General features: G+C 35.2%; 16 protein-coding genes. 1 reads left to right on the plus strand and 15 read right to left on the minus strand.

From position 1 onward, the window contains the following. Nucleotides 1–33: 33 nt before the first annotated feature. Both HM990_RS16930 and HM990_RS16935 read right to left on the minus strand, forming a co-directional pair. Nucleotides 34–759 (minus strand): flavodoxin family protein, encoded by a 726-nt coding sequence (locus HM990_RS16930; protein ID WP_178990648.1) that lies wholly within the window; start codon nucleotides 757–759, stop codon nucleotides 34–36. A 21-nt stretch (nucleotides 760–780) separates the two neighbouring features. Continuing rightward, nucleotides 781–2,343 (minus strand): protein adenylyltransferase SelO, encoded by a 1,563-nt coding sequence (locus HM990_RS16935; protein WP_178990650.1) that lies wholly within the window; start codon nucleotides 2,341–2,343, stop codon nucleotides 781–783. A 185-nt stretch (nucleotides 2,344–2,528) separates the two neighbouring features. Here HM990_RS16935 and HM990_RS16940 point away from each other — a divergent pair, with 185 nt between their 5' ends. Next, nucleotides 2,529–3,800 carry a Pycsar system effector family protein gene (locus tag HM990_RS16940; RefSeq protein WP_178990652.1) on the plus strand — a complete coding sequence of 424 codons (1,272 nt, stop codon included), beginning with the start codon at nucleotides 2,529–2,531 and terminating at the stop codon, nucleotides 3,798–3,800. Nucleotides 3,801–4,190: 390 nt separating this feature from the next. On the opposite strand, the gene HM990_RS16945 is transcribed toward HM990_RS16940, so the two are convergent. From HM990_RS16945 to HM990_RS17005, 13 genes are all read right to left on the minus strand, one after another. Continuing rightward, the gene (locus HM990_RS16945; protein WP_178990654.1) at nucleotides 4,191–6,569 is read right to left on the minus strand and encodes a GAF domain-containing protein; all 2,379 of its coding nucleotides are present in this window, start codon (nucleotides 6,567–6,569) and stop codon (nucleotides 4,191–4,193) included. Nucleotides 6,570–6,760: 191 nt separating this feature from the next. Next, entirely contained in the window at nucleotides 6,761–7,249 is a 489-nt protein-coding gene (locus HM990_RS16950) for a hypothetical protein (protein ID WP_178990656.1), read from the minus strand. Nucleotides 7,250–7,267: 18 nt separating this feature from the next. Beyond that, nucleotides 7,268–9,391 (minus strand): glycoside hydrolase family 97 protein, encoded by a 2,124-nt coding sequence (locus HM990_RS16955; RefSeq protein WP_178990658.1) that lies wholly within the window; start codon nucleotides 9,389–9,391, stop codon nucleotides 7,268–7,270. A 143-nt stretch (nucleotides 9,392–9,534) separates the two neighbouring features. Continuing rightward, the gene (locus tag HM990_RS16960) at nucleotides 9,535–11,214 is read right to left on the minus strand and encodes an alpha-amylase family glycosyl hydrolase (RefSeq protein ID WP_178990659.1); all 1,680 of its coding nucleotides are present in this window, start codon (nucleotides 11,212–11,214) and stop codon (nucleotides 9,535–9,537) included. A 25-nt stretch (nucleotides 11,215–11,239) separates the two neighbouring features. Then, nucleotides 11,240–12,640, minus strand: coding sequence for an alpha-amylase family glycosyl hydrolase (locus tag HM990_RS16965; protein WP_178990661.1), 1,401 nt, complete (start codon nucleotides 12,638–12,640; stop codon nucleotides 11,240–11,242). A 75-nt stretch (nucleotides 12,641–12,715) separates the two neighbouring features. Then, nucleotides 12,716–14,614 carry an alpha-amylase family protein gene (locus tag HM990_RS16970; RefSeq protein ID WP_178990663.1) on the minus strand — a complete coding sequence of 633 codons (1,899 nt, stop codon included), beginning with the start codon at nucleotides 14,612–14,614 and terminating at the stop codon, nucleotides 12,716–12,718. A 5-nt stretch (nucleotides 14,615–14,619) separates the two neighbouring features. After that, nucleotides 14,620–17,007 carry a TIM-barrel domain-containing protein gene (locus tag HM990_RS16975; RefSeq protein WP_178990665.1) on the minus strand — a complete coding sequence of 796 codons (2,388 nt, stop codon included), beginning with the start codon at nucleotides 17,005–17,007 and terminating at the stop codon, nucleotides 14,620–14,622. A 47-nt stretch (nucleotides 17,008–17,054) separates the two neighbouring features. Continuing rightward, complete coding sequence (locus tag HM990_RS16980; protein ID WP_178990667.1) at nucleotides 17,055–18,050, minus strand: alpha/beta hydrolase; 996 nt, start codon at nucleotides 18,048–18,050, stop codon at nucleotides 17,055–17,057. Nucleotide 18,051: 1 nt separating this feature from the next. Continuing rightward, the gene (locus tag HM990_RS16985; protein ID WP_178990669.1) at nucleotides 18,052–19,977 is read right to left on the minus strand and encodes a glycoside hydrolase family 13 protein; all 1,926 of its coding nucleotides are present in this window, start codon (nucleotides 19,975–19,977) and stop codon (nucleotides 18,052–18,054) included. A 157-nt stretch (nucleotides 19,978–20,134) separates the two neighbouring features. Then, nucleotides 20,135–22,441, minus strand: coding sequence for a glycoside hydrolase family 65 protein (locus HM990_RS16990; RefSeq protein ID WP_178990671.1), 2,307 nt, complete (start codon nucleotides 22,439–22,441; stop codon nucleotides 20,135–20,137). A gap of 51 nt (nucleotides 22,442–22,492) precedes the next feature. Continuing rightward, entirely contained in the window at nucleotides 22,493–23,149 is a 657-nt protein-coding gene (pgmB, locus tag HM990_RS16995) for a beta-phosphoglucomutase (RefSeq protein ID WP_178990673.1), read from the minus strand. Nucleotides 23,150–23,153: 4 nt separating this feature from the next. Continuing rightward, entirely contained in the window at nucleotides 23,154–24,512 is a 1,359-nt protein-coding gene (locus HM990_RS17000) for an MFS transporter (RefSeq protein WP_178990675.1), read from the minus strand. Between the two features lie 172 nt (nucleotides 24,513–24,684). After that, entirely contained in the window at nucleotides 24,685–25,731 is a 1,047-nt protein-coding gene (locus HM990_RS17005; protein WP_178990677.1) for a LacI family DNA-binding transcriptional regulator, read from the minus strand. Nucleotides 25,732–25,740: the final 9 nt, after the last annotated feature.

Below are 25,740 nucleotides of genomic sequence, written 5' to 3' on the forward strand. Positions count from 1 at the left end.
GCTTTGCAGGAACTGTTAAGTCGAATTTTGCGTTTATCTATATTCTGGATTATCAAAAGCCCAATGTGTACCACTATCCCAAGCTTCACGCGAATTACCGTAATTGCTGTAGCCTTTATTTTCTTTCAATAGTTTTGCTAAGTGCAGAAGATTATAGGTCATAAAAGTGGTGTTTCTATTTGTAAATTCAGAATCGAACCCAACTGGTGGCTCCTCGGTTTTTCCTTTCCATTCCGTATCTCCATAACTTGGACCAGGTCCCACTTCTCCTATCCATCCGCAATCCGCTTGTGGCGGAATAGAATAGCCGACGTGTTGTAATGCATATAGGATTCCCATTGCACAATGTTTTATGCCATCTTCATTACCTGTAACCATGCATCCACCGACTTTGCCATAGTAAATGTACTGTCCTTTATCATTGGTTTTGCTGCTCATTGCATAAAGGCGTTCAATTAATTTTTGGGCTTCAGACGATTTTTCTCCTAGCCAAATCGGTGTTCCGACAATTAACACATCTGCTTCATTGACTTTCTTATAAATACTAGGCCATTCATCTTTGTCCCAACCATGTTCTGTCATATCTGGATAAATTCCCGGAGCTACGTCAAAATCTATAAGGCGAACGGTTTCAAACGAGACCTTTTCCTTTTTCAGAATATTTTGAGACACTTTCATCAGCGTTTCCGTATGGCTCTGCACAGGCGATTTTTTTAAGGTACAATTGATATACAGTACTTTTAATTTTGAAAAATCCATATTTTTATTTTGTTTTTATGATCAAGAACTACAGCTCAACATAGAACAACCCACTTTATGTCTTGCCCATTCGGGACGTTTGGCAAACCATTTTTCATTTTCAGGTTGTTCATCGTAAGGCTTTTTTAGCAGTTGAAATAATTCATCCACTAAACTGTAATCTTCTTCGTTGGCTTTATCAATAGCTAATTGAGCCATATAATTTCTAAGCACATATTTTGGATTTACAGTGTTCATATGTTTTTGGCGCTCTGAATCTGATAACTTCTCTTTTTGTAATCTTTGGTCGTAAGCCTGAAACCAAACTTTCCATTGGTCTTCAATAGCATCCTTTATTTCTTCTGGTTTGTAAAATGCTTCATGTATTATGTCTAAACCTTTTTTCGGGTTTCCTGTTTTATAATTGGCTAATAATCGGAAGAAAATCGTCATATCAGTTTCAGAAAGCAATAAACAATCTTGCACATCTGTCACTAATTTTCCATCCGCTTCTTCTTGATGTGACAGCCCTAATTTAGAACGCATCATATCCAGTGATTTTTGCTCTAAATCTCTTTGATATTGTTTGAGAATGGATTCTAGGGGTTCAGGTTCTTCAATTAACGTAAAAAGCGCATTGGCGAGTTGTAATAAATTCCATAGTCCAATACTAGGTTGATTGCCAAAACGATACCGTTTATTTTGTCTGTCCGTTGTGTTTGGTGTCCAACCCAAATCAAAATCTTCCAACCAACCATAAGGACCATAATCTATCGTTAAACCTAAAATGGACATGTTATCGGTGTTCATCACGCCATGTACAAAACCAACACGTTGCCAATGGATAATCATGTCTAAAGTTCGGTTGGTGACTTCTTTAAAGAATTTGATATAGGTATCTTTGGAAGGTTTTGCTAATTCAGGATAAAAATGTTTAATGGTGTAATCTGTTAGCTTTTTTAGATTTTCTGTGTCCTTTCGGGCTGCAAACAATTCAAAATTACCAAACCTGATAAAAGTTGGTGCTACTCTCGCCACTATAGCGCCTTTTTCATAATCCGGATTACCATCGTACAACATATCTCTAAGCACATCATCTCCCGACAACATTAAACTCAATGCTCTTGTGGTTGGCACACCCAAATGATACATGGCCTCGCTGCATAGATATTCACGAATTGAAGACCGTAAAACGGCCAAACCATCGCCTTGCCTAGAATATGGTGTTTCGCCAGATCCTTTGAGTTGGATTGCCCAACGTTTAGCATTGTGCTCTACTTCAAACAAGTTAATTGCTCTTCCATCGCCAAGTTGCCCAGCCCAATTCCCAAATTGATGACCAGCATAAGCCATGGCATAGGGTTTTGTTTTTGGATAGACTTTAGCTCCAGAGAAAATATCTAAGAAGTCTTGAGAATCAATATCGTCAAGCTCTAAACCAATTGCTTCAACCATGTCTTTGGAAGCGTGAATTAATTTGGGAATAGACGGTACTTTTGGTGTCACATAAGAATAGGCTGCCTTTGAGACTTGGCGTCTCGTATTTGTCGTATTGGAATCAGATGGCAATTCTACATTAAATGTATCACTTAAGTTTAAACGCATTAGTTTACTATTTGATTCAGAAGAAATGTTCTTTATATTGAACTCAGTTGGTCGACTACGATATTAAAACATTTCATTTCGGTTTTGTATAAAAATACGATTTCATTGTAACTCATATGCCAAAATAAATGTTAAGTCTTACATCTTTTTTGTAATTTCACATCATACAAAAATTATTAAGACCCATGTCAAAGTCTCTAATTGAAGAAACTCAGGAATTCGTTTTTAACCTTATAAAAAACGAACTACCAGGTACTTTTATATATCATAACTATACACATACCGAACGTGTATTGCGAAGTACAAGGGAACTCATAGAAAATTCTGATGTCACTGAAAAAGAAGCGAAAATATTAGAGCTTACGGCTTTACTCCACGATGTAGGTTATACCAAAGGCTGTGATAACCATGAAGAGGAAGGTGTAAGAATAGCCACTAAATTTTTGAAAGACAAAAAGGTAGATGAAGACATTATTAAATCGGTGGCTGACTGTATCATGGCGACTAAGTTTGATACCAAACCTACTAAAAAACTAGAGAAAATAATACGTGATGCCGATTCCTCACATTTTGGGAAGGACTATTTTAGAGAGGCTAGTGAGTTTTTGAGAAAAGAATTGGAAGTACAGGGCAGAGTAAGCTTTACACCTTCCGAATGGCGAAAAGAGAATATTGAAGTCCTCACTAAAGAGCACGAGTTTTATACAGAATATGCCTTAAAGAACTGGCAAGCACAAAAGGAAAAAAACTTAGCCAAACTACTAAAGAAAAAGAAAAAGCGTAAAAAGAAACTTAATATTGAAAAGCTTAAAGCCAAGTACAAAGCACAATACAAAGATGAAAGTTCATCACGTGGTGTGCAGACGTTTTATAGAGTGGCACTCAGAAACCACATTAAATTGAGCGATATTGCGGATACCAAAGCAAATATTTTATTGTCCGTCAATGCTATTATTATTTCTGTTGTTCTTGCCAATCTTATTTCTAAATTAGACAATAACCCTTATTTAACTTGGCCTACAGTTATATTCACGTTATTTTGTGTGGTTTCCATGATTTTATCCATAATCGCTACACGTCCCAATGTTACTAGTGGCCAATTTACCAAGGAAGATGTCAAGAACCAAAAGGTAAATTTAAGTTTTTTCGGTAATTTCCATAAAATGAAATTAGAGGAATACGAATGGGCTATTGGTGAAATGGTCAAAGACCGAGATTATATTTATAAGGCACTAACTAAAGATCTCTATTTCTTAGGTGTTGTATTGGAACGAAAATACAGATTATTGCGTATAACCTATACAGTCTTTATGATCGGAATTATTGTATCCTTAATTTCGTTTGCCATTGCTATAAAAACCAATCCTGGTTCTGATATAGATGATGTATTGACGGTTTATAATCAAGGATATTTTGAGGATAGCGAAAATTATTTGGGATTTAATGGTCTCTATTGAAATTATACGTTAAGTGTTTTAACATGGTTATCATGATATAGAATTGGTTTTTATATACGTTCATTTTGCCTTGATGCAAAACGAACCAAAAAATCATAACGATTTGTTAGGAAATTGCAAAAGCACCATTCGCCAATACATTAATCATAAAACATTGTTTTTTTCGATAAGTTCCAATCCTAGAGTCATTGTCAGTAGCACCATTGTTGCTCATTATTTCTGAAAATCGTTGGTTTCGACGATGTCGGAATTTGGGTGTTGAGTACTCACTTTCTTGTGGTTTACACAATACTACTGAATCTTTGGATGTGTCTTAAATAGAAAAACAGGTCGCATAGACGATGTGTTGACATTTTTTATCAAGTCTATAGGCAGTATTACGAAAGCTTTTTAAGCCTTTATCGTCTCCATTAAATCATTGTAAGTATAGAATGTTTTATCATCCTTATCATTATGATAGAGTATACTTATTCGCAAGGCCTTTAAGCCTGTAATAGCCTGTAAATCTTCAAGTTCAAGATATTCTAAATCATTATCTAAAACTTTTTTGGACTGCAGAAACTTAATATATCTTTCATATTCTTCTTCGTCTTCTTTTTGAGAATATACTATAGTTAGTTTTCCTTTTTGAGTAATACGTTCTTCAGTACCTTTAATGTACGCTTTATCGACACGTTTTTTTACCACTTCGTAACGTGCGTTGTAGGTTCCATCAACATCAAAACGTTTTTCATCCATTCTAAATCGGATGGATAAAGGCTGATTAAAAACTAAAATCATGGAAGCTACATCTAAAGAAACGGGATAGTCGTGTCGGTTTTGATAATATTCGTTCTCCATCTCGCACATCACCTGAAGTTGCCACAACCTTAAATTGTATAAGTAGATCACATTGAAACTATCATCCTTGGTTATAGACTCTCCTATATACATATTGTGTTCTACGCCGTCGGTTTTAAATCGCTCAAAAAAATGAGGGTACATTTTCTGCGCTTCAAGCTGCTTTTCATCCAATAAAGAAGACATATTGTTGTTTATCAACTTCACGGTTTCATCATAATGTCTTCTGTAAAAATAAACGACTCCCAATTCTTTATCCAACTTACTAATATAATCCTCTATTTCTTTTTTAACAAGTGGTTGTGTATCAGCGATAAGTTGAAATACTGGTAAAACTTCTTTGGTTAAAAATACAGTTATCGCATGCTCACTATCAACTTTAAAATGGTCTTTTAAAGCTGAACTATATTCTGAAATTTGGAATTTTATCTGTTCGTAAATGGGCAGACTTTTCTCATCCAGTGTTTTATTCAAGATTTTTTCGGCATAACCAAGTTGCAATTGTAAATCCTTTTGAGTTGCCAAATTTCTGGCATCAGATGAGCCTTTCACATCTAATTGGCCAAATAAAGGATAAACATCATCAAACGCTATTTTTTTGAAGGTTGGTGTTTCATTATTTTCAAGCTGCTCTTTGATGTAATGTCTTGCTTCTTGAACGAATTTCCAATGTACACTCTTATGAATGGACGTGCATTCTTTTTGAATAATAGCTTCGATTAAATTCTCTTCTTCCTTCTTTGACCGTTCGACCGCAGAAACAATAAAAGGCATAACATCTGCTAATTTATTCGCATTGATACTGTTTAAAACTTTTGGCTTTTCTGATACAATTTCGAGTATACCCATTAAACCTTCATCGTTTGCAATTGGCGCAAAAATAGCACTTTGGATACCTTGTTGGTTCAGAATTTTTATGTGTGGTGCATTTCTATCTGGATGTTCAAATTGCTTTTTGACATCTGAAATAGAAAAATATTTTTTTTCGTTTAGTAAGCGATTGTAAGACCAATTGCACAAAGTATCCGAGCAGTGAGAAGTTTCTAAATCATTTAATAAAAAACTTCTCATACCTGAACCATAAACGCGCTCAAAGGAATCTTCATCCTTATTGTATGTAGAAAAACCAACATGAATATCCTTTAAGCCTAACAGCGAACGAAATATTTCATGGAAGTTTTCCATAAAGCTTTTACTTTTTCGCTTGTCATCGCCTATTAAACTTGTTTTTATATTAGATATGGACTGGTCGTCCGTAATATCAAAAAGATTTGAAATTACAAAGCCTTTAAAAACGTAACTATTTGGCGGAAATTTTTCCTTCCATAATTCTATATTTTCAAAATTATCCAATAGTTCGTCAAAATCTGATTTTGTTATTTTTGGCGCATTTTCTTTTGGAATTATTTCAATAAAATCTGCATTGTACAGCATTTTATAATAGCGCATTACGCCATTGGCATCTGGTATTTCGTAGAAAAAAGGACGCTTGAAATTGATATTGTAACCGTAGCAAAAGTTTAAAATCACAGCACAGACAAAAATATATTTCTCGTCTGCAGGCATATTCAATATTTGTAGTTCAAAATCATCACCTGCTGTCTTTAATATATTTTTAAAACGTTCTGATCGGTTAAACGTAAAATTATGAAACGGAATAGTCGCTGTTTTAATCTCGTTTTTAGTCAACAAAGGACTGAAAGCATCTTGAAGCAATCCCTCTATTTCTTTTTCGTAGGTTTTTAATAATGAAAAATCACTAAAACCATCTCTTAAAATGGGATTCTCTTCTGCTATTTTCAAAACACGTCGTGCATTAGCCGCAATAAAATCATTATCAGCAGCAATCAAATTTTCATACTGATTTAATATTTTATTGAAACTAATTTTAATCTCAAAGGGTGTTTCTATGTGCTCGTTTATGTCCAAAACTGTGGTTGGTTTAGTATACTAAGATACGTATAATTGAACTAGTCGCTTTTAGCTCTACTATCTTACATTGGTTTTATCAATTATTAAAGGATACTCTTGACGTTAAACACTTATAATAGGAACATTTTAAAAACATCAATTTTATTAAATGAAAAAAGAAAGCAATATTATCCGTCTATTAAAATAAACTAAAGTCCCAAATGTCCATAAGTCCAGTTGGAGCCATCACTAATAAAGATTAATGTTTTAGTAATGTCTCCACCATCATTTCCAATATCTGGCGCCATTGTTACAGAACCAAGTGGTCCTTGACTATTTCTTCCATCTCCTCGAAAAAATTCAACTCCTGCTCCAGCAGTGGCATTTGCTCCGAATGTATATATTAGTGCGTTTTCTGAATCTGATATATTCCTTAGAATATATATTCTTCCAGGAACTGTTGTGGCATCAGGCAGAATAAACTCAACATTAAAGGGAGTTGGAGATAAGTTTATATAAACACCATCGTCTATAGGAGTAGCAGAACCACCAGGTCCACCATTTAAACTCACAACCTTAAGCGATAAATTCCCATTAATATCTAATGTACTTTTAGGATCTGTAGTGCCGACTCCTACTTGAGCAAACGCGCCATTGAAGCACAGCACCAAAACAAGTATTGTAATTATGTTTTTCATAAGGCGTTATCAATTTTATTATTGTTTCTTCATAAGGCTAATGGCAAAACCTCCACCTTCAGCTAACTTTACACTTAATTTTGATTCCTCATTAAGTTCCATCTTTTCAATGTTGATATCCAAAGGATTATTGTCCCAATGTGCCTTTTCTCCATCTTTATAGAGTATGGCTTCGTAGTTTTGGTTCTCCTCTAAAAAATCGAATGTTAACTCCATACTTCTCGAGTTTTCATCGGTTATTCCACCAACAAACCAATAACCAGTTTGACGCTCTTTTCTGGCAATGGTCACAAAATCACCCACTTCACCATTCAAAACTACAGTTTTTTCCCAATCTACGCTAACATCCTTGATGAACTGAAAAGGTTCTGGATTAGCTTCATAATGCTCCACCAAATCGGCTGCCATTTGTACAGGACTGTAAATGACCACATACAAAGCCAATTGCTGAGCAATGGTTGTGTTGACTTGATTGTCTTTTTTATACTCATCAAATTTTATGTTGAAAATACCAGGTGTATAATCAATAGGTCCAGATAACATTCTTGTAAAAGCCACAATTGGTAAATGCTCTGGTGGATTGCCACCATCACTCGCCCACGCATTAAACTCTTGTCCACGTAAACCTTCCCTCGAAATTATATTTGGATAGGTTCTGCGTAACCCAGTTGCCTTAATCGGTTCGTGAGCATTAACCGCTACTTCATATTTTGCTGCTTTTATGGCTGCGTTGTTATAGTGATTCACCATATATTGTCCATGATGATATTCACCTTTTGGTAAAATTTTACCGACATAACCTGATTTTACAGCATGCATTCCGTATTTCTGCATTAAAGCATAGGCTGTATCTTGTTGCTTTTCGTAAGTTTCGGTTGCCGCAGAGGTTTCATGGTGCATAATGATGTCAACTCCTTTTTCTTTTCCATATCGTACCACCTCGTCAATATCATAATCTGGATACGGTGTTACGAAATCGAAAACCCCTTCTCTGTCCTCAAAACCAATCCAATGTTCCCAGCCTGTATTCCAGCCTTCAACTAAAACACCTCCAATATTATTCTTTGCTGAAAAATCAATGAAATTCTTTACGTTTTCAGTAGTAGCACCATGTTTGCCATGCGATTTCCCACCATCGGTCCACGTACTCATATCTTGTGTCATTCCGTAATCCCATGAGGATTTTCCCAAGTGCATTTCCCACCACACACCAGTATATTTCATAGGTTTAAACCAAGACACATCGCCTAATTTATTTGGTTCGTTAAGATTCACGATGAGTTTGGATTCAATTAAATCTGGTGCATTATCCGTAATTTGAATGGTTCGCCAAGGTGTATTAAAAGGCACTGTTTTCTTTACCTTATAATCTGTGTTTTCTGAACCTACCAAATTACTTTTTAAATTCAAATGATTGGTGTCCACTTTTAAGGTCATACCTGAATAATCAATTAAAGCGGCTTCGTGAAAACTTAAATGCGTGCCATCTTTACCAACCATAGTGACTGGTGTGTTTACAGCATTTTCTGGAATATAAGTTTGAGCTAAATTCTTGTGATTGGCAAATTGTAAAGCATCAATTTCCGAAAGATTTGTGGTGTTGTACAAGTGTTCATAAATATCCCAATCTCCAGGAATCCAAAAGGTTTTGTAATCCGCTGTTAAGTTGAATTCGGTATGTTCTTCTGTGATGAAAATATCGTCTTTTAAATTCTCTTGTTCTGGGAATTCGTACCGGAAACCGATACCATCGTCATAAACCTTAAATACGATATTTAAAAGTCGTTCAGGACTTGTTTTTTCCTGAAGTTCAATTTTTAACTCATTATAATTGTTTACGACATCCAATTGTTCTCCCCAAGGCATTTGCCATGTTTCATTTAACGTCGAAGTGCTTGTATTTTTAATTTTGAAATTTTTATTGAAGGCTGGAGTATTTTTAAATTCAAAACCTAAATAAGAGGTATCTACAACTGTTTTATTGTTGAATTTAACTAGGTAAAATGGTTGTCCTTCCTTATTTACATTGAAATTCACGGTCATCTTTTCGTTTGGCGATGTGATTTCTGTGGTTTGTTTTTCACTTGTATTGCATGAGAATATCGTTAATATGATTCCGAAACTTAATAAATGTGTTTTCATAATTTAATATTTTAAGACCTGTAAGGTTTTGAAAACCTATTAGGTATGCTTTTATTACACCCCTAAAGTCCCCTCAAGGGGACAATAGTCCTAGTCAACTGAGTGGATTGTCCCCTTGAGGGGACTTTAGGGGTGTTTATAATTTATTTCTTCTCTAATAAAACCACATCAAATGGTGATGTTATCGTGATTTTTCCATTTTCAACTTCCGATGATTGCCCTGAATAGGCGTCATGTAAGATATCGCCATCTACAAAAACTTTAGAAACATCAATCACTTTTTCTCCTTTCTTCAATTCTAATCCAACAACCACTAAATCTTTAAAGTCTCCTTTTTGATAACTTCTATAAAAATAATATGGTGATTTCGTAATCATTTGATGCGTTCCCGCTCCAATACCAGGATGCTTCGCTCTAAATTTTCCTAATTTTTGCCAATGTGTTAAGACTTCTTTAGTTCTTGGACGTTTTGCAATAGAATCCCAATTCATCATTGAACGCAACTTAGCATCGCCTTCTGTATTTGGAACAGCGAGCGTTCTTGCGGACTCATCTCCATAGTAAATTTGAGATGTTCCGGGCGATAACAATAATTTATTTGCCGTTTCAAAAGGTTTTTTTCTTAGAGAATCGAAAGGGTTACCATCATCATGGGAACTTAAATAATTTAATGTTCCGAACCCTTTTAATTCATCATGTAAAATGGAATCATAATGTTTAAATAGGTTTTCATAATCTTTATCTTTTGAATTGTATTTGAATTCAAAATTTATCAAACTTTGAAAACTTGGTGGATCAAAATAGTTCACTTTTTTATCTCCAAAATCGAATTCCTGTCCTGTGCTTACGCCATAATTATAGACTTCACCAACGAGGTAAAAATTATTATCATCTAAAACTTTTTCAGGATTGTTCTTTTTATATTCCGAAAATGCATAATCCGCTTCTTTTTTGAATTCTTGCCAAACATATTCTTCAACATGTTTTACGGTATCGACCCTGTAACCATCGACTCCGAATTCGGTAATGTAATCTGTTAACCATTTCATGATATAAAAACGAGGTGCTCTTGGATGACCTGTTCGCTCAAAAAATTCATCAAGTTCTTTAATTTCTTGCTCGTATCGTCCTTCCGCTTCCCATTTTTCTACCAATTGTGGAGGCAACTCGGTGTTGGTATTGCTATCGGTTCTAATATCTGGTAAGTTGGCAACCAATGTACAACTTATCGTATTCTCGTAATTATCGTAGGTACATTGTGGCTCGGTTCTTACCCACGCCTCTGGCCAAACTGGATCTTTTTCCGTAACTGGACCTGTATGATTAATGACAGCATCCAATACAATTCTGATACCTCTCGCATGTGCTTCTTTTACTAACTCATGCAAATCTTCCTTTGTGCCAAAATTAGGATCAATAGCTGTCCAATCTTTTGCCCAATAGCCATGAAAACCATAAGTCTCTCCTGTGCCTTCATCGGTTCCGCCATGAATTTGCTCAACGATTGGTGTCATCCAAATGGCGTTAATTCCTAAATCTGTAAAATAACCTTCTTTTACTTTTTGGGTTATCCCTTTAATGTCGCCTCCTTTAAAACCTCTTAATTTTGCGGTTTCTTTGGTTCTACCGAAATTAACATCGTTAGAAGTATCTCCGTTTTTGAATCTATCCGTTAATAAGAAATAGAGATTGGCACCTTCCCAAACGAATGGTGTTTCGATTGTTTCGGACTTTACTGAATCGACTTCTTTAGCTTCTTCTTTATTTGACTTGCAACTTATCATGATTAGTGTTAACACTATTAATACAAGAGATTTTTTCATCTTATGATTGTCTTTTTTATTGAACTCATTTTATATAAACTTTATAGCTCCAAGGTGCTAATTCCAAAACGGTATTTGTGTTTAACATTACAGTTTCTTTAGCATTAAACTCCTTGAAAGTTCCATGATAAAGTTCCTCTTTAAATTCGACGGATTTAGGATTATCTGAAAAATTAAACACTGCAAATACCTTATCATTTTCGTTTTGGCGCACAAAACTTAACACGTCGCTTTCATGATTGTTTGGCACCTTTATCATTCGGCTTCCCCATTTGGCATGCCATAGTGCTGTATTTTCTTTCATTAGCGCGAATAGTTTTTTGTACAAATCTCCAATAACATGATCCTTCCATTGGATCGGGTCTTTTTCAAAAAACTCAAGTCGTTTGGAATTACCCGCTTCTTGTCCATTATAAATTAATGGCATACCTTCTCCAATAACAGATAATACAATTGCTGCTTCCAAACCTTCACCAAATTGTTCGTACATGGTGCCTTCCCATGCGTTTTTATCATGATTGCTTACAAAAGTCATGCGCATACTATTATCTGGAAATGCGCTCTCATTCCATGAATAATAAATATATAACGCATTTACATCTGCTTGACCTTGGCATATTTTATGAACCGCTTCGTTCCAGCTCCAAGCATAAGTCATATCAAAGGCTTTGGCGTGAAGGTCTCTAGATTCCCATTCGGCTAGCATAAAAACAGGTTTTATAGCATCTAATTCCTTTCGCACGTTATTCCAAAATTCCATTGGAACAAAACCTGCAACGTCACATCGGTAACCATCAATATCGGCTTCTTCGACCCAATACTTAAGCGTTTCGGTCATGTATTGTCTAACTTCAGGTTTGCGGTAATCCAAATCGATAATATCGGACCAATCCCACCATGGTGTCGGACGAAAATCGCCTTTGTAATCCCTATCATACCAATCTGGATGCTCCTCGACCAAAACATTGTCCCACGCTGTGTGATTGGCCACCCAATCTAAAATCACATACATGTCTTGGTCATGGGCTGCATTTACAAAGTCTTTTAAATCTTGAAGTGTTCCAAATTCTGGATTGACACTGTAATAATCCTTTACAGAATACGGACTTCCTAAACTACCTTTTCTGTTTTTTTTCCCAATGGCATGGATTGGCATTAACCAAATAATATCTACACCTAATTCTTTGAGACGTGGCAGTTGTGTTTGTGCTCCTTTAAATGTCCCTTCTTCTGAAAACTGACGTGTATTTATTTGGTAAATCGAAGCGTTTTTACTCCATTCTGGATGTGAAAGTTTCACATAAGGTTCTGGAAAAGGGTCAAGTTTTGGTTCCATTGTTTCGTTAGCGTTTATAGATACGCCCTTATCATTTGTGCAGGCAAGAATGCTTGACACAGCAAAAACTAATATTATCAGGTTTTTCATAAGAGCTATTTAATGCTTTAATCATTTTAGACCTGCAAGGTTTTGGAAACCTGCAAGGACTTGAACAATTCAACTTTATTCTTCAATATTTAGAATAAAAGATTCCAAAGGTTGAATATCAATTCTCACTCGTGCTTTTCCGTTTTCAACCTTTAAGGTCGATGTATATTTATTATACAATTGATCTTTTACTGCGTATTCTCCATTTTGAAGTTCTAATTTCTGAACTAAATCTTCTGGTAATTGCAACTCAAAACCATAGGCATTATCTGCATTAAAATTTGAAATGATGATTAGTTTTTCATCATCGCTCCAACGCACAAACGACAAAACTTTATCATTATACCATTCTGTATTTTGATGATTGTAATGTTGAATATCTTGATAGTCGCCCATTAATGCTGAACTGTTAATTGTAAAATTCAACAAACGTTTGTAAAAATCTCGAAGCTTGTCTTCTTCTTTCGTGGATTGTCCGCCATCAAACTTTTTATCGTTTACCCAACGCACATAACTTGGCACGGAACCATAATCGAAAATCGACGTTCTGGTCGGATCGCCAAAACCTAAATCCTCTGCGCCTGGCTCTCCAAATTCCTGACCGAAATAAATCATTGTTGGTGCAGTAGATGATGTCGCCGAAACGACCATTGCCGGTTTTCCTTTTTCTGCGCTTCCTGCAAAATCTGGACTAGCAATGCGCTGTTCATCATGATTTTCTAAAAAGTGTAGCATATGATGTTCAATATCGCTTAAATCATCTAAAATTGGCGGAATGTTATCTGTACTTCCATGACCTTGCATCACATGTTTTAAGGTATCATATAACTGAACTTTATCGTATAAATAATCCATTTTTCCCCTTCGGATGTAATCTCGGTATAAACTAGGATTATAAACCTCAGCCAATAAAAATGCATCCGGATTTTTCATTTTTATATGGGAATTCATATAACTCCAAAACTCAACAGGTACCATTTCTGCCATATCATAGCGGAAGCCATCGACTCCTTTTGCTGTCCAATATAAAGCGATGTCCTTGAATTTTATCCATGAACTTGGAACGGTCTTACCCTTCCAAAACTCGAAATGACTTTTGTAATCTTCGTTCTCAAATCCGTTAGGCAATTCATCAAAATCTTTTCTCCCATCAGGACTTATGCCGTAATTTACTTTTACGGTTTCGTACCAATCATTGATGTCGGGTTGCGATGCTCTTGAACCATTACCTGTCCACTTTGCAGGTATTTCTTCAAACTTACTATCTGCCATTGGATGGTTTTCGCCACCTAAAGGTTGGTAACCGTTTTTCCATTCTGGCACTTTAAAGGCTTCGCCTGGATTGTAATAGAAGTTGTTGTTTACATCGTATGTTTTTGTTTTATCATCTTCGGCCCCAAAATCAGATGTGCCTTCGGGATTAGTGAGGCTTTGATAATTTCTGGCTACATGATTGGGAACGATATCTATTATGACTTTTAATCCTGCATTGTGAGAACGCTCAATTAAAGCTTCGAATTCTTCCAGTCTGTTTTCAACATTTACAGCTAAATCTGGATTTACGTTGTAATAATCCTTTACCGCATAAGGTGATCCAGCGCGACCTTTTACAATATCCGGATCGTCGTTTGAAATACCGAATTCAGTGTAATCCGTAATGACATCATGATGCGGAACTCCAGTGTACCAAATGTGGGTTACGCCCAAGTCTTTAATTTCTTGTAAGGCTTTTTCTGTAAAATCATTAAATTTTCCGACGCCATTTTCTTCGAGTGTTCCCCACGGTTTATTGGTCGTGTTTGTATTTCCGAACAAGCGTGTAAAAACTTGATAGACCACTTCTTTTTTCTTCATATTTTCTTTTATTTCATTGTCACTTGGACCATCTTCGGTGACCGTTTTTTGAGTTTCGTTCTTACATCCTAAAAAACTTAATAGAACTAATAGTATAAAGCTATTTTTAATGGTTTTCATTTGGATTATCTTTTGAGTTTAACAGTAATCAAGGTCGTTTCCCCAGATTTCTTTTCAATAGGAATTGTTGCAGTTTTTGAAGTTTCTGACCAATCGAATGCTGAGTATTTGCCTACCGTAATTCGTTTTGGTTTCTTTTCCAATCCATGAATGGTTAGATAGAAAGTACGTGATTTTGGATTAAAATTCTTTCCTATGTCATCGGATATTTCAAATTCTAACACATTACCTTTCGAATTCATTTCGAAATTCAAAATTTCAAAATGTTCGTCCGCCATCGCATTTGCTGATTTACCGTCATCCGAATAAATTTGTCGGCTACTCGATAGTACAGATGCATCGTGATAGTAATCTATTTTATAAACAGTATCTTCATATGCTTCAGTAGTTTGAAACACTTTTGCGTTTGGAATAAAAGCTCCAGCTCTTATGTATGTTGGTATTGAATTTTCTTTTAATTCTACTGTTTTGGTTTGTCCTCCGTTTATCTTTTCATCTGTATAAAAATCGAACCAAATATTATCCTTTGGGAAGTAAACCTCTTGTTCTGTGATTTCCTCTTCTAAAACTGGTGATACCAAAATATCATTTCCCCACAAATAGGTCTTGGAATAGTCAAATAAGTCTTCATTATTTGGCTCTTCAAAAAACAAAGGTCGCATTAGTGGCTTTCCTAATTGGCTGTTTTCATACACCAAATTGTAATTATACGGTAATAGCTTGTAACGTAATTCGATCGCTTCTTTTGCCAATGCTTTTGCTTTTTCACTTCTAAAAATGGGTTCGCTTGGTACATCTTCTTGTGCATGTGGTCTAAAAATTGGGTTAAATACACCATATTGTAACCAGCGCACATAGAGTTCGTCATCTAAATTATCGCCTGCGAAACCACCTAAATCGCTATGCATATAGGCCAAACCTTGCATTCCCATTTGCAGCGCGATTTCGGGTTGGGACTGTAAGCCTCCCCAAGTTCTGTTGACGTCTCCAGACCAAGGCACCATGCCGTATCTTTGCGAACCTGAATAACCTGCGCGCATTAGAATGAATGGTCTTGTGTTTGGTTGTTCTTCTTTACTTGCTTCGTAAACTAATTTCGCCCAATCGTGTCCATAAATATTATGAATTTCGTCTGCTGAACCTTTTGTAAAGTTAACCCAAGACGGTAAAACTTCTGGCTCACCTAAATCGCCCCAAATTCCTGCAACTCCTTTTTTGATTAAATCTTTATATATACTTTTAAACCAATATTCTCCACTAGAATTATAAAAATCTATAATTCCAGTATTGCCAAAATAAAAATCATAAGTAGCTGGTTTTCCGATTGAATCTTTCGCTAAAGCTTTCATAAATTCAGCTTCATCCCATTTTTTTGAGGTCGTTAATATAAAAGGTTCTGTAATGGTGATGGTTTTTACACCTTTATCATTGAGGCGTTTTACCATGCCTTCAAAATCTGGAAAAGAATCTCTAAAAACTTCTAAATTCCCCATCGTACCTTTTAGTTCTTTTCCGAACCAATATAAATCGAGAATAATAGCATCGACAGGAATTTTTTCGTCTTTAAATTTTTCAATGGTCATTTCAACTTCTTCCTGCGAATGATAACCAAAACGGCTCGAAAAATTACCCAGAGCCCAACGCGGTAGCATAGGTTGCTTTCCTGTTAAATCTGTGTAATTATCAATCATATCCATCCAAGAGTCTCCAACGATAACTTGATAGGTTTTTCTGCCTGAAATTGTTTCATATATCAACGTGTTATCGCCTTTACTGTCTAAGTCTAAGAAGCCAATAGGTGCGTTGTCAAAATGTAGCATATATTGTTTTGATGATACTACGATTGGCATGGTATAATTCATCAATTCACTATGAGTTTCATAACCATAATGTGCGCGATTGTAGAGTTGTAGACGATTTCCTCGACGATTCATGCCCAAAGCTCTTGCGCCTCCGCCATATAACGTTTCATCTTTATTAAGGTTGAATTGAATGGTTTCCAGACTGTCATTTTTAGCGTAACCTTCTTTTTCTGAAATGATAAAATCGTCCTTATAATAGTATGAAATCTGAAATGGGCTTTTTTTAATGTTAACATGTAGACCTTTTGTTTTTAAGATGACCACATCGCCATTGTCTGCCATTTCAAAATAAGAGCCATAAGGTTTCGCTACTACAGCATGGGATTGTGATTTTAAATACTCGCCTTTAGGTACAAAAGTGGTTTCTATAATTTTTGAAGAATAAGGCTTTATGATATAGTAGCCATCATTAACTTCAATTTTTAAATCTAAGCCTTGTTTAACGGCACTTTTAAAAACTCTATTGGTGTTTTGAGCTGATAAAAACGCAAATGAAAAGAAGGCTACTATAAATAAATTTATGTTTTTCATTCTTAATTTTTTTGAACCCTTTAAGGATATTACAACCCTACTTCAGGTCAATTATCGTTATTGGCTTTTTTTCCTAATAAAAACTCTATTGGTATATTCAGTCTTTCGTTCCAAGAATTTTCAGAATGGTCTGTACCTTTAAAAAACAAATTTCTAGAATCTAATTCTGTATAGTACTTTGCCTTTAAAATATCGTCAACTATAGGTGCATACTGCGGATAGTGTTGATCTAAGGTTTGATTGCCATAATCGAAATAAATTCTGTGTGAACCAGCTTTTGGCAAATTCGCTTCCATATATTTGAAAATGGCTTTAGGATAGGGGTTGTTTTCCACAGGCATTGCCCCAGGCCAATGGGTTGATAAACATGCTGCACCACCAAAAACTTCGGGGTATTCTGAAATGGTATACATAGACATTAATCCACCCATACTCGAACCCATTACGAATGTATTTTTTTTATCGTTATGAACGGCATACGTTTTATCTATTTTTGGCTTTAACTCTTTAACAATAAATTTTAAATAATTATCGCCATTTAATTTAAAATCTTTAGAACCTGAAATGTCCCTTAAGCTATCTTTAGTTAATTTGTCTATAAAACCAAGAGCTTTTTGCGGGAATAAATCTTGCCAGCGAATTTCTGGTATATTGTGAACACCTACAACTATAAAATTTTTAGTCTTTCCTTGGAACATTAATTTTGAAGCCCATTCATCCACTTTCCACTCTTGTTTATTCCATGTGGCTGTAGAATCGAAAAGCATTTGACCATCATGCATGTAAATAACAGCATAGTCCTTTTCTTCAATATAATCTTCGGGCAGCCAAACATCGACAGGTCTTGGTTTTATATATTTTGAAGGGAAACTATCGATACGATGAATTTCGCCTTTAAAAAGCTCAGCAGATTTTAAGTGTTGAAAGTTGACATCTGGTAAAACCAAATGTGTTTCAAGACGATTAATTTCATTCGTTTTAGACTCGTTTTTGCAAGAAACAAAGAGTAAACAACAACATAAAAATAATCGAGCGTTTTTCATATTATTTAGTTTTCGTCGTTAATATCATGTTTCCTTTTTTTTCTAATTGTATCGTCGTATCCCAAATTATGATTTCGTCTAAAATGATGTTATAAAGCTTTTTTCCTTCTAATGCCAACTCTGCAAATCGCGATAAATCTAATTCTTGCGAACTTTCATTTTTATTGATAATATACACAACCGTTTCATTATCTGTGATTCGTGCTAACACATAAATTCCATCATTTGGTGCGAAATGTATAGTTTTCCCATTGTGAATCGCTTCACTTGATTTTCTATAATTCAAAACTTTCTTCAAATAGATTTGCATGTCTTTCTGGTCATCCGAGAGTCCTTTTCCAGTAAATGCATTAACTGCATCGCCTTTCCAACCACCGGGAAAATCAGTTCTAATGAAGCCATGGTCCCCTGGATTATCAAAGTCGTCCATTAAAATTTCAGTGCCGTAATAAATCTGAGGAATTCTTGGCATCATCAACAAATAACCCAGCGCTATTTTGGTATTGACAATATCTCCTTTGAGTTCTGTGTAAACACGGCTTTTATCGTGATTGTCTAAAAATGCCAGTATATCTTTTGGCGAGGTATAGGCAAAATCATTGGCTAAACCTTCGTATATTTTTACGAGTCCTTTGTCCCAAGATTCTTCATCGTTAAGCGCGTCAACAATGTTTTTTTGCATGGCGAAATCCATACTCGATTTTAAGTTGGAATCATAATCATCTTTATTTTTATGTCCTTCTTGCCAATAGCCAATTAACAATGGATTGTAACTCCACTCTTCTCCTACAATCGAAAAGTTGGGATATTCAGTCATTATCGCTCCTGCCCAATTGCTCATAAATTCTTTGTCTGGATAGGGATAAGTATCTTGTCTGATGCCTCCTAATCCTAATGTTTCAATCCACCAAATACTATTCTGAATAATATAGTTCGCCATATATGGATTACGTTGGTTCAGATCTGGCATACCTGGAACGAACCAACCATCTGCCATTTCTTGGTAGTCCTTATTGGAAGCGTAAGGGTCTTGATTGGTTGTTCGCCTGTGATTGGACATTTTTGTGGTTTCCCGATTCCAATTATCTATATGTTTTAGATAATGATCTTGATAATTTACCCAATCCTTAAACGGCAAATCTTTCATCCACCAATGTTCTAAACCACAATGATTTGCTACTTGGTCCATGATGAGTTTCATATCTCGTACTCTTAGTTCATCTGCCAATTTTCGATACTCATTTAAAGTTCCAAATCGTGGATCTACTTTATAAAAATCCGTCATTGCATATCCATGATAAGAACCTGAAGGCATATCGTTAATTAACACAGGACATGGCCAAACTGCGGTGAATCCTAAATCTGCTATGTAATCTAAATGTTCGGTAATACCCTCAATATCTCCTCCATGCCTGGCATAACCATCTGTTCTGTCAATACCTTGTTGCAGTAGTCCATCTACTTCATCATTTTTAGGATTGGCATTCGCAAAACGGTCTGGTGTAATCAAATAAATGGCATCTGAACTATCAAACCCAACATAATCCTCAGCTGGTATTTTTCTTGATTTTAACTCGTAGCTTTGAATTAACTCAGAGTCATCTTCAAGCTGAAATCTAATATTGAATTTTCCTGCTTTTGCAGTCTCTGAAATTTTTAAATTTATAAACAGATAATTAGGACTATCTGCTCCATGAAATTTTTCTATGCTAACGCCTGAATAGTTGATTATTGGATTTGCTGTGCCAATATTTGGATGTTTCACCAATAATTGTAATTTCTGATTTTTGAAACCCGTCCACCAGTTTGGTGGTTCTATTCTTTGAATATCGTTTTTTATTTCAGTAACGGTTTCTTGTGAAGTGACTACATTGCACATCACATTAAATAACAAGACAACTATTATGATATGTTTTAGTGCTTTCATGTTTTTTTATATTTATTAAGATAATATTCTACAAGATAGATCTGAAATTAATGCGTCACTAAGTACAGGATATAATCTGATTCATTTTCAAGTTAATTAATTATTTTCATCATTATAGACCTGTTAAGTTCTGCGAATTCAATAGAACTTTGATCACTTAAACTGTTAAAACTTTATTAGGATTTATAGTTGTTTCTTTACCATTAACAAAAATCTCCAAATCTTTATCGCCTTCCAATTCAAACCGTGTTTCATCTTGGCTAACACTCACTTTAATAATCTGGTGTCTAAAATTCACTTTAAATGAATAGCCTTCCCATTGCTGAGGGATTTTTGGTTCAAAAGACAAGGTGTCATTTTTTACACGCATTCCTCCAAAGCCTTCAACGATGCTCATCCATGTTCCTGCCATGGAGGTAATGTGTAACCCTTCATGAACCTCATGATTATAATCGTCTAAATCCAATCTTGATGTTCTCAAATAAAAGGTATATGCTTGATCCATTCGATCTAACTTCGCTGCCTGAATACTATGTACACAGGGTGACAATGAGCTTTCATGAACTGTAAATGGTTCGTAAAATTCAAAATGACGTTCTAATTCTTCTGTGGAAAAATGATCTTCAAAAAAGTAAAACCCTTGAAGAATATCGGCTTGTTTTATATATGGCGAGCGTAATATTCTGTCCCAAGACCATTTTTGATTTATAGGTCTTTGCGCTTTATCTAAATCCGCAACTGTAATCAATTCTTTATCTAAAAAGCCATCTTGTTGTAAGTAAATATTATGTTCTTCGGAATGCGGAAAATACATATGATCCGCTACTTTTTTCCAAAGGTCTAATTCTTCATGTGTGATTTTTGTTTTGCCCGAGACTCTGGCATAATCATCACTATGGCCTTCTTTTACTTTTTCAATGGTTTCCAAAGTATAATCAATGCACCATTTGGCGATATAGTTTGTGTACCAATTATTGTTTACATTGTTTTCGTACTCGTTGGGTCCTGTGACACCAAGAATTACATACTTATTTTTCTGTACTGAAAAATTCGCTCTTTGATGCCAAAAACGTGAAATGCCTATCAATACCTCCAATCCCATTTCTGGAATATAGCTAAAGTCGCCCGTATATCTGAAATAGTTATAAATGGCGAAGGCTATGGCACCATTCCTATGGATTTCTTCAAAAGTGATTTCCCATTCGTTATGGCATTCTTCGCCATTCATGGTTACCATTGGATACAACGCTGCGCCATTTGAAAATCCTAATTTTTCGGCATTTTCAATAGCTTTTTCCAAATGGTTATAGCGATAGGTTAGAAGATTTCTGGCCACTTCTTGATCTTTGGTCGCCATATAGAAAGGAATACAATACGCTTCCGTATCCCAATAAGTACTTCCTCCATATTTTTCTCCGGTAAATCCTTTTGGTCCAATATTTAAGGTCGCATCCGTACCCAAATAGGTTTGGTTAAGATGGAATATATTAAAACGAATCCCTTGTTGCGCTTTTACATCACCTTCAATAGTAATATCTGCCATATCCCAAATCTGAGCCCAAGCTTGCTTTTGGTCTTCTAATAATTTCGAAAAACCTGCTGTTGTGGCTTTGTTCAATGTGGATTTTGCTGCAGCAACCAATTCAGATTGATTGTGATTACGATCTACAGTATAGCCACCAAATTTATGGATTGTAAATGTTTCATTTTGTTCAATCGATACTTTATAAATACAACTGATTTTATTGTCAGTCTTCACAATTTGAGGTTGCAACCCAATATTTTGATCATTGACAAAACACTCGGATTGCATAAAGGTACAAGTATGAAAATTAGTTTTCATGGTTTGTGCCTCAATAAACGCTTGATTATTCTCAACGGTTAAGTTTGAAATATTCCAGAAGGTATCATCCCAATTAGAATCTTCATTTGTGATACCAGCATCAATATAAGGTGTAATGACAACGTTAGCATCAGAATTTAAAGGTGTAATAGAATATTCGATGGCACCAACTTCATCCAAACCTAAACTCAAGAAACGTTTGGTTTCAACTTGTAATTCTATATCATTTTGAAGTGTGATTGTAAATTTCCTAAACAACCAACCTTCTTTCATATTCAATTCCCTTTTGAAATTCTCTACTTTTTTACATGTGAATAAATCGAGTTGTTCATTGTTTACGTTGATATCTATTCCTATCCAGCTTGGTGCATTCAGCACTTTTGCGAAATATTCAGGATAGCCGTTTTTCCACCAACCAACTCTGGTTTTATCTGGATAGTAAACACCTGCAATATAACTGCCTTGAAAAGTGGGTCCGGAATAGTGTTCTTCAAAATTGGCACGTTGCCCCATAGCTCCATTACCTAAGCTGAATATACTTTCTGATGCCATAACCTGATCTGGGTCGAATCCTTCTTCTATGATAGACCAGTTGTTTGGGATGATATAATCTAGGTTCATTATAATATTATTTAAAAGCCTCTGTTAGGAGACATTTTATTTTTTTTTTGATTAATTTTCGATTAGTGATGTTATAAAATCATCTGAGATTTCAGTAAAGTTTTTGAAAACATACTTAGCATGCCCTAAAACTGACTTGCTTCCAATGCCTATTGAAATCATATTTGCCGTATTTGCAGCAGTAACGCCTGCAACTGAATCTTCAAAAACGATACAATCCTCTGGTTTTATATTAATTTGCTTCGCAGCTATCAAAAACACTTCAGGATCTGGTTTTGCTTTGCTCACATCATTACCATCAACAATAGCATCAAAACTCGATTTTAGATTCACACGTTCTAAGATAGTTCTTGCGTTTTTGCTTGCCGAACCTAAAGAAATTGGTTGCTGTTTTTCCTTTAAAACGTTTAATACTCTTGGTACATCTGGAAGTATTTCATTTTCATCCATTTCTGAGATGTAACTTAAATACTCTTCGTTCTTTTTACCCATAAGATCCTGGAACAATTCTTCGGAAATGGTTTTATTTCCCCAAGCTAGTATCTTTTCCAAGGAACGTACGCGGCTGACGCCTTTTAATTGTTCGTTTTCTTCTTCTGTAAATTCGATATCTAAACTTTTAGCGAGTTCTTTCCAGGCTAAGAAATGATATTTTGCGGTATCTACGATGACACCGTCGAGATCGAATATAAATCCTTTTTTGTTCATTTAGTTAATTTTGAATGACATCATCAACATCTTTTACTTTTGATACTAATGCTGCCGCTATTAAGAAACTGACACCACTCATCATTAAGGCAAATATGGCTTGATTTCCATAAGCGTATTTAACAAGAGGCCCACCGATTAAGGCATTAATTATTTGAGGAATTACAATGAAGAAATTAAAAATCCCCATGTAAACTCCCATCTTCTTAGGTGAAATAGATCCAGCTAAAATAGCATAAGGCATCGCCAAAATACTTGCCCAAGCAATACCAACACCTACCATAGAAACAATAAGCCAATTTTTATCTGGCATCATATAAATTGAAAGTAAGCCTAGTCCACCAATAACTAAAGATATTGCATGTGTACGTTTTCTTCCAACTTTCTTGGCTATATAAGGTAATGCAAATGCATAAAACGCAGAAATAAGGTTATAAACTCCAAATAAAATACCAATCCAGTCACCAGCATCTTGATAAGTAGAACTACTACTATCTGTATATGGCAAGCCATAGATATGTTGCGCGATAGCTGGAGTTGCAAAAACCCACATGCCAAATAGCCCAAACCAAGAAAAGAATTGTACCCAACTTAATTGACGCATTGTTGTTGGCATTTTTCTAAAATCTTCAAAAATATCTAGCAAACTAGATTCCTTTTCAGAATCATTTGTGGTTATATCTGGACTTAAATGTTCATCCTCAAAACTATTTAATTCCTCGGGTGAATACTCTTTAGTTGTGACTACAGTAACTAAAATTGAAATAATTAAAACTACGGCTCCAATGATAAAGGATAAAATTAAATTAGTTGGAACTACACCTGCAACCGTTTCATTTGAAACACCAAACCAATTGGTTAGGGCATATGGTAACCATGAACCAATAACAGCACCAAAACCAATTAATGCCGTTTGAATACTAAAACCTGCAGTTCGTTGGTCTGTTCTTAAATTATCTCCAACTAAAGCACGAAAAGGCTCCATGGCAATATTAAAGGAAGCATCCATAATCATTAACATGCCTGCTCCAACCCATAGTGCTGGTAAAAACGCAATAAACATATCGGCTTGCGGCATAAGCACCAAACCAATGGACGCTAAAATAGCGCCTACCAAAAAATACGGTTTTCTTCTTCCTAATTTGCCCCAAGTTTTATCGCTATAATGTCCAACAATAGGTTGTACTATGAGTCCCATTAGAGGTGCGATTATCCAAAACCATGACAGTTCGTGAACGTCTGCTCCGAAAATTTGAAGTATTCTACTTGCGTTAGCATTTTGAAGGGCAAAACCCATCTGGATTCCAAGAAACCCAAAACTCATGTTCCAGATTTGCCAGAAACTTAATCTACGCTTTTCCATTAAATAGTATGTTAATATTAATACTATTCTGACAAGCTTAGCTTATCAAAACTTATGTGAGAAGTGAAAATATAAGTTTTGATTTTAAGAAGTGATTTAAACTTTTTTGAAAATTTAAATCACTTCTATGCCGTAAAGATATAAAAGATTTTAAAACGACAATGATAAATTTCTATTTGGTGGATTCTCGTTCTATTAATTCTGTATTAATCACAACGGTCTGAAACTGTTCTTCTTCAGTATCATATTCCTTTTCAATTTTATCAATTAAGAGATCAGCAGCTCGCTCTCCCATCAACTGCGCATGTTGACTTACTGTTGTTAAACTAGGTGTTGAATGTTTAGAAAGTACACCATCAGTAAAGCCAATAACCTGAATATCATTAGGCACATGTAATCCCAATTTTCGAGCGACTTTCATGGCAGACAATGCGTATAATTCATTTACAGCAAACACACCGTCAATGTTTTTATGCGCTTTAAAAAGCTGTTCTATTTCACTTTCTAAGGCTTCTAAATGAACTTCATAATCAAGCGTATCGTCCATTTTTAGAATTAATTCGGCTTGAGGAGTTATCTTGTTTGCCTGCAGCGCTTCTAAATAGCCTTGTGTCCTGAGTTTTCCAACACTTACATAATCTTTAGTGGTAATTAATGCAATAGTTTTACATTGGTTAGAAATTAATTTTTCTACCGCATTTTTGGCACCATTAAAATCATCCACAATCACTTTATCGCATTTAATTTCAGAAACTACACGATCAAACATTACAATTGGCATGCCTTGATTCATCGTTTCGTTATAGTGATGGTAATCCTGCTGTTGTAAAGTTTCTTTAGACATGGAGAGAATAAAACCGTCAATACTTCCATTGGCCAACATTTCCATATTTATGACTTCTTTAGAAAAAGACTCATTGGACAAACCAATAATAACATTATAGCCTCTATTATTCGCTACTAGCTCTACACCTCTGATCACTTTAGAAAAGAAATGGTGGACTATTTCAGGAATAATGATGCCGATTGTATTTGTTTTTCTGTTCTTTAAACTGAGAGCGATATTATTAGGCCTATAATTATAAAGCTTAGCAAATGCTTGAACTTTTTGAATGGTATCAGCACTAATTTCTTTGCTGTTTTTTAAGGCTTTTGATACCGTAGAAATAGACACATCTAATTCTCTAGCTATTTGTTTTAAGGTTATTTTTCGCTTCATTTTTTTTAA

The organism is Winogradskyella schleiferi (genome assembly GCF_013394655.1).
GTDB classification, from domain to species: Bacteria; Bacteroidota; Bacteroidia; order Flavobacteriales; family Flavobacteriaceae; genus Winogradskyella; species Winogradskyella schleiferi.

Excerpts from the sequence above, each read along its gene's own strand:
- HM990_RS16955 (WP_178990658.1), bottom strand. The coding sequence starts at position 9,391 with ATGAAAACACATTTATTAAGTTTCGGAATCATATTAACGATATTCTCA.
- HM990_RS16985 (WP_178990669.1), bottom strand. The coding sequence starts at position 19,977 with ATGAAAGCACTAAAACATATCATAATAGTTGTCTTGTTATTTAATGTG.
- HM990_RS16930 (WP_178990648.1), bottom strand. The coding sequence starts at position 759 with ATGGATTTTTCAAAATTAAAAGTACTGTATATCAATTGTACCTTAAAA.
- HM990_RS17005 (WP_178990677.1), bottom strand. The coding sequence starts at position 25,731 with ATGAAGCGAAAAATAACCTTAAAACAAATAGCTAGAGAATTAGATGTG.
- HM990_RS16960 (WP_178990659.1), bottom strand. The coding sequence starts at position 11,214 with ATGAAAAAATCTCTTGTATTAATAGTGTTAACACTAATCATGATAAGT.
- pgmB (WP_178990673.1), bottom strand. The coding sequence starts at position 23,149 with ATGAACAAAAAAGGATTTATATTCGATCTCGACGGTGTCATCGTAGAT.
- HM990_RS16965 (WP_178990661.1), bottom strand. The coding sequence starts at position 12,640 with ATGAAAAACCTGATAATATTAGTTTTTGCTGTGTCAAGCATTCTTGCC.
- HM990_RS16980 (WP_178990667.1), bottom strand. The coding sequence starts at position 18,050 with ATGAAAAACGCTCGATTATTTTTATGTTGTTGTTTACTCTTTGTTTCT.
- HM990_RS16940 (WP_178990652.1), top strand. The coding sequence starts at position 2,529 with ATGTCAAAGTCTCTAATTGAAGAAACTCAGGAATTCGTTTTTAACCTT.
- HM990_RS17000 (WP_178990675.1), bottom strand. The coding sequence starts at position 24,512 with ATGGAAAAGCGTAGATTAAGTTTCTGGCAAATCTGGAACATGAGTTTT.
- HM990_RS16970 (WP_178990663.1), bottom strand. The coding sequence starts at position 14,614 with ATGAAAACCATTAAAAATAGCTTTATACTATTAGTTCTATTAAGTTTT.
- HM990_RS16950 (WP_178990656.1), bottom strand. The coding sequence starts at position 7,249 with ATGAAAAACATAATTACAATACTTGTTTTGGTGCTGTGCTTCAATGGC.
- HM990_RS16935 (WP_178990650.1), bottom strand. The coding sequence starts at position 2,343 with ATGCGTTTAAACTTAAGTGATACATTTAATGTAGAATTGCCATCTGAT.
- HM990_RS16975 (WP_178990665.1), bottom strand. The coding sequence starts at position 17,007 with ATGAAAAACATAAATTTATTTATAGTAGCCTTCTTTTCATTTGCGTTT.
- HM990_RS16990 (WP_178990671.1), bottom strand. The coding sequence starts at position 22,441 with ATGAACCTAGATTATATCATCCCAAACAACTGGTCTATCATAGAAGAA.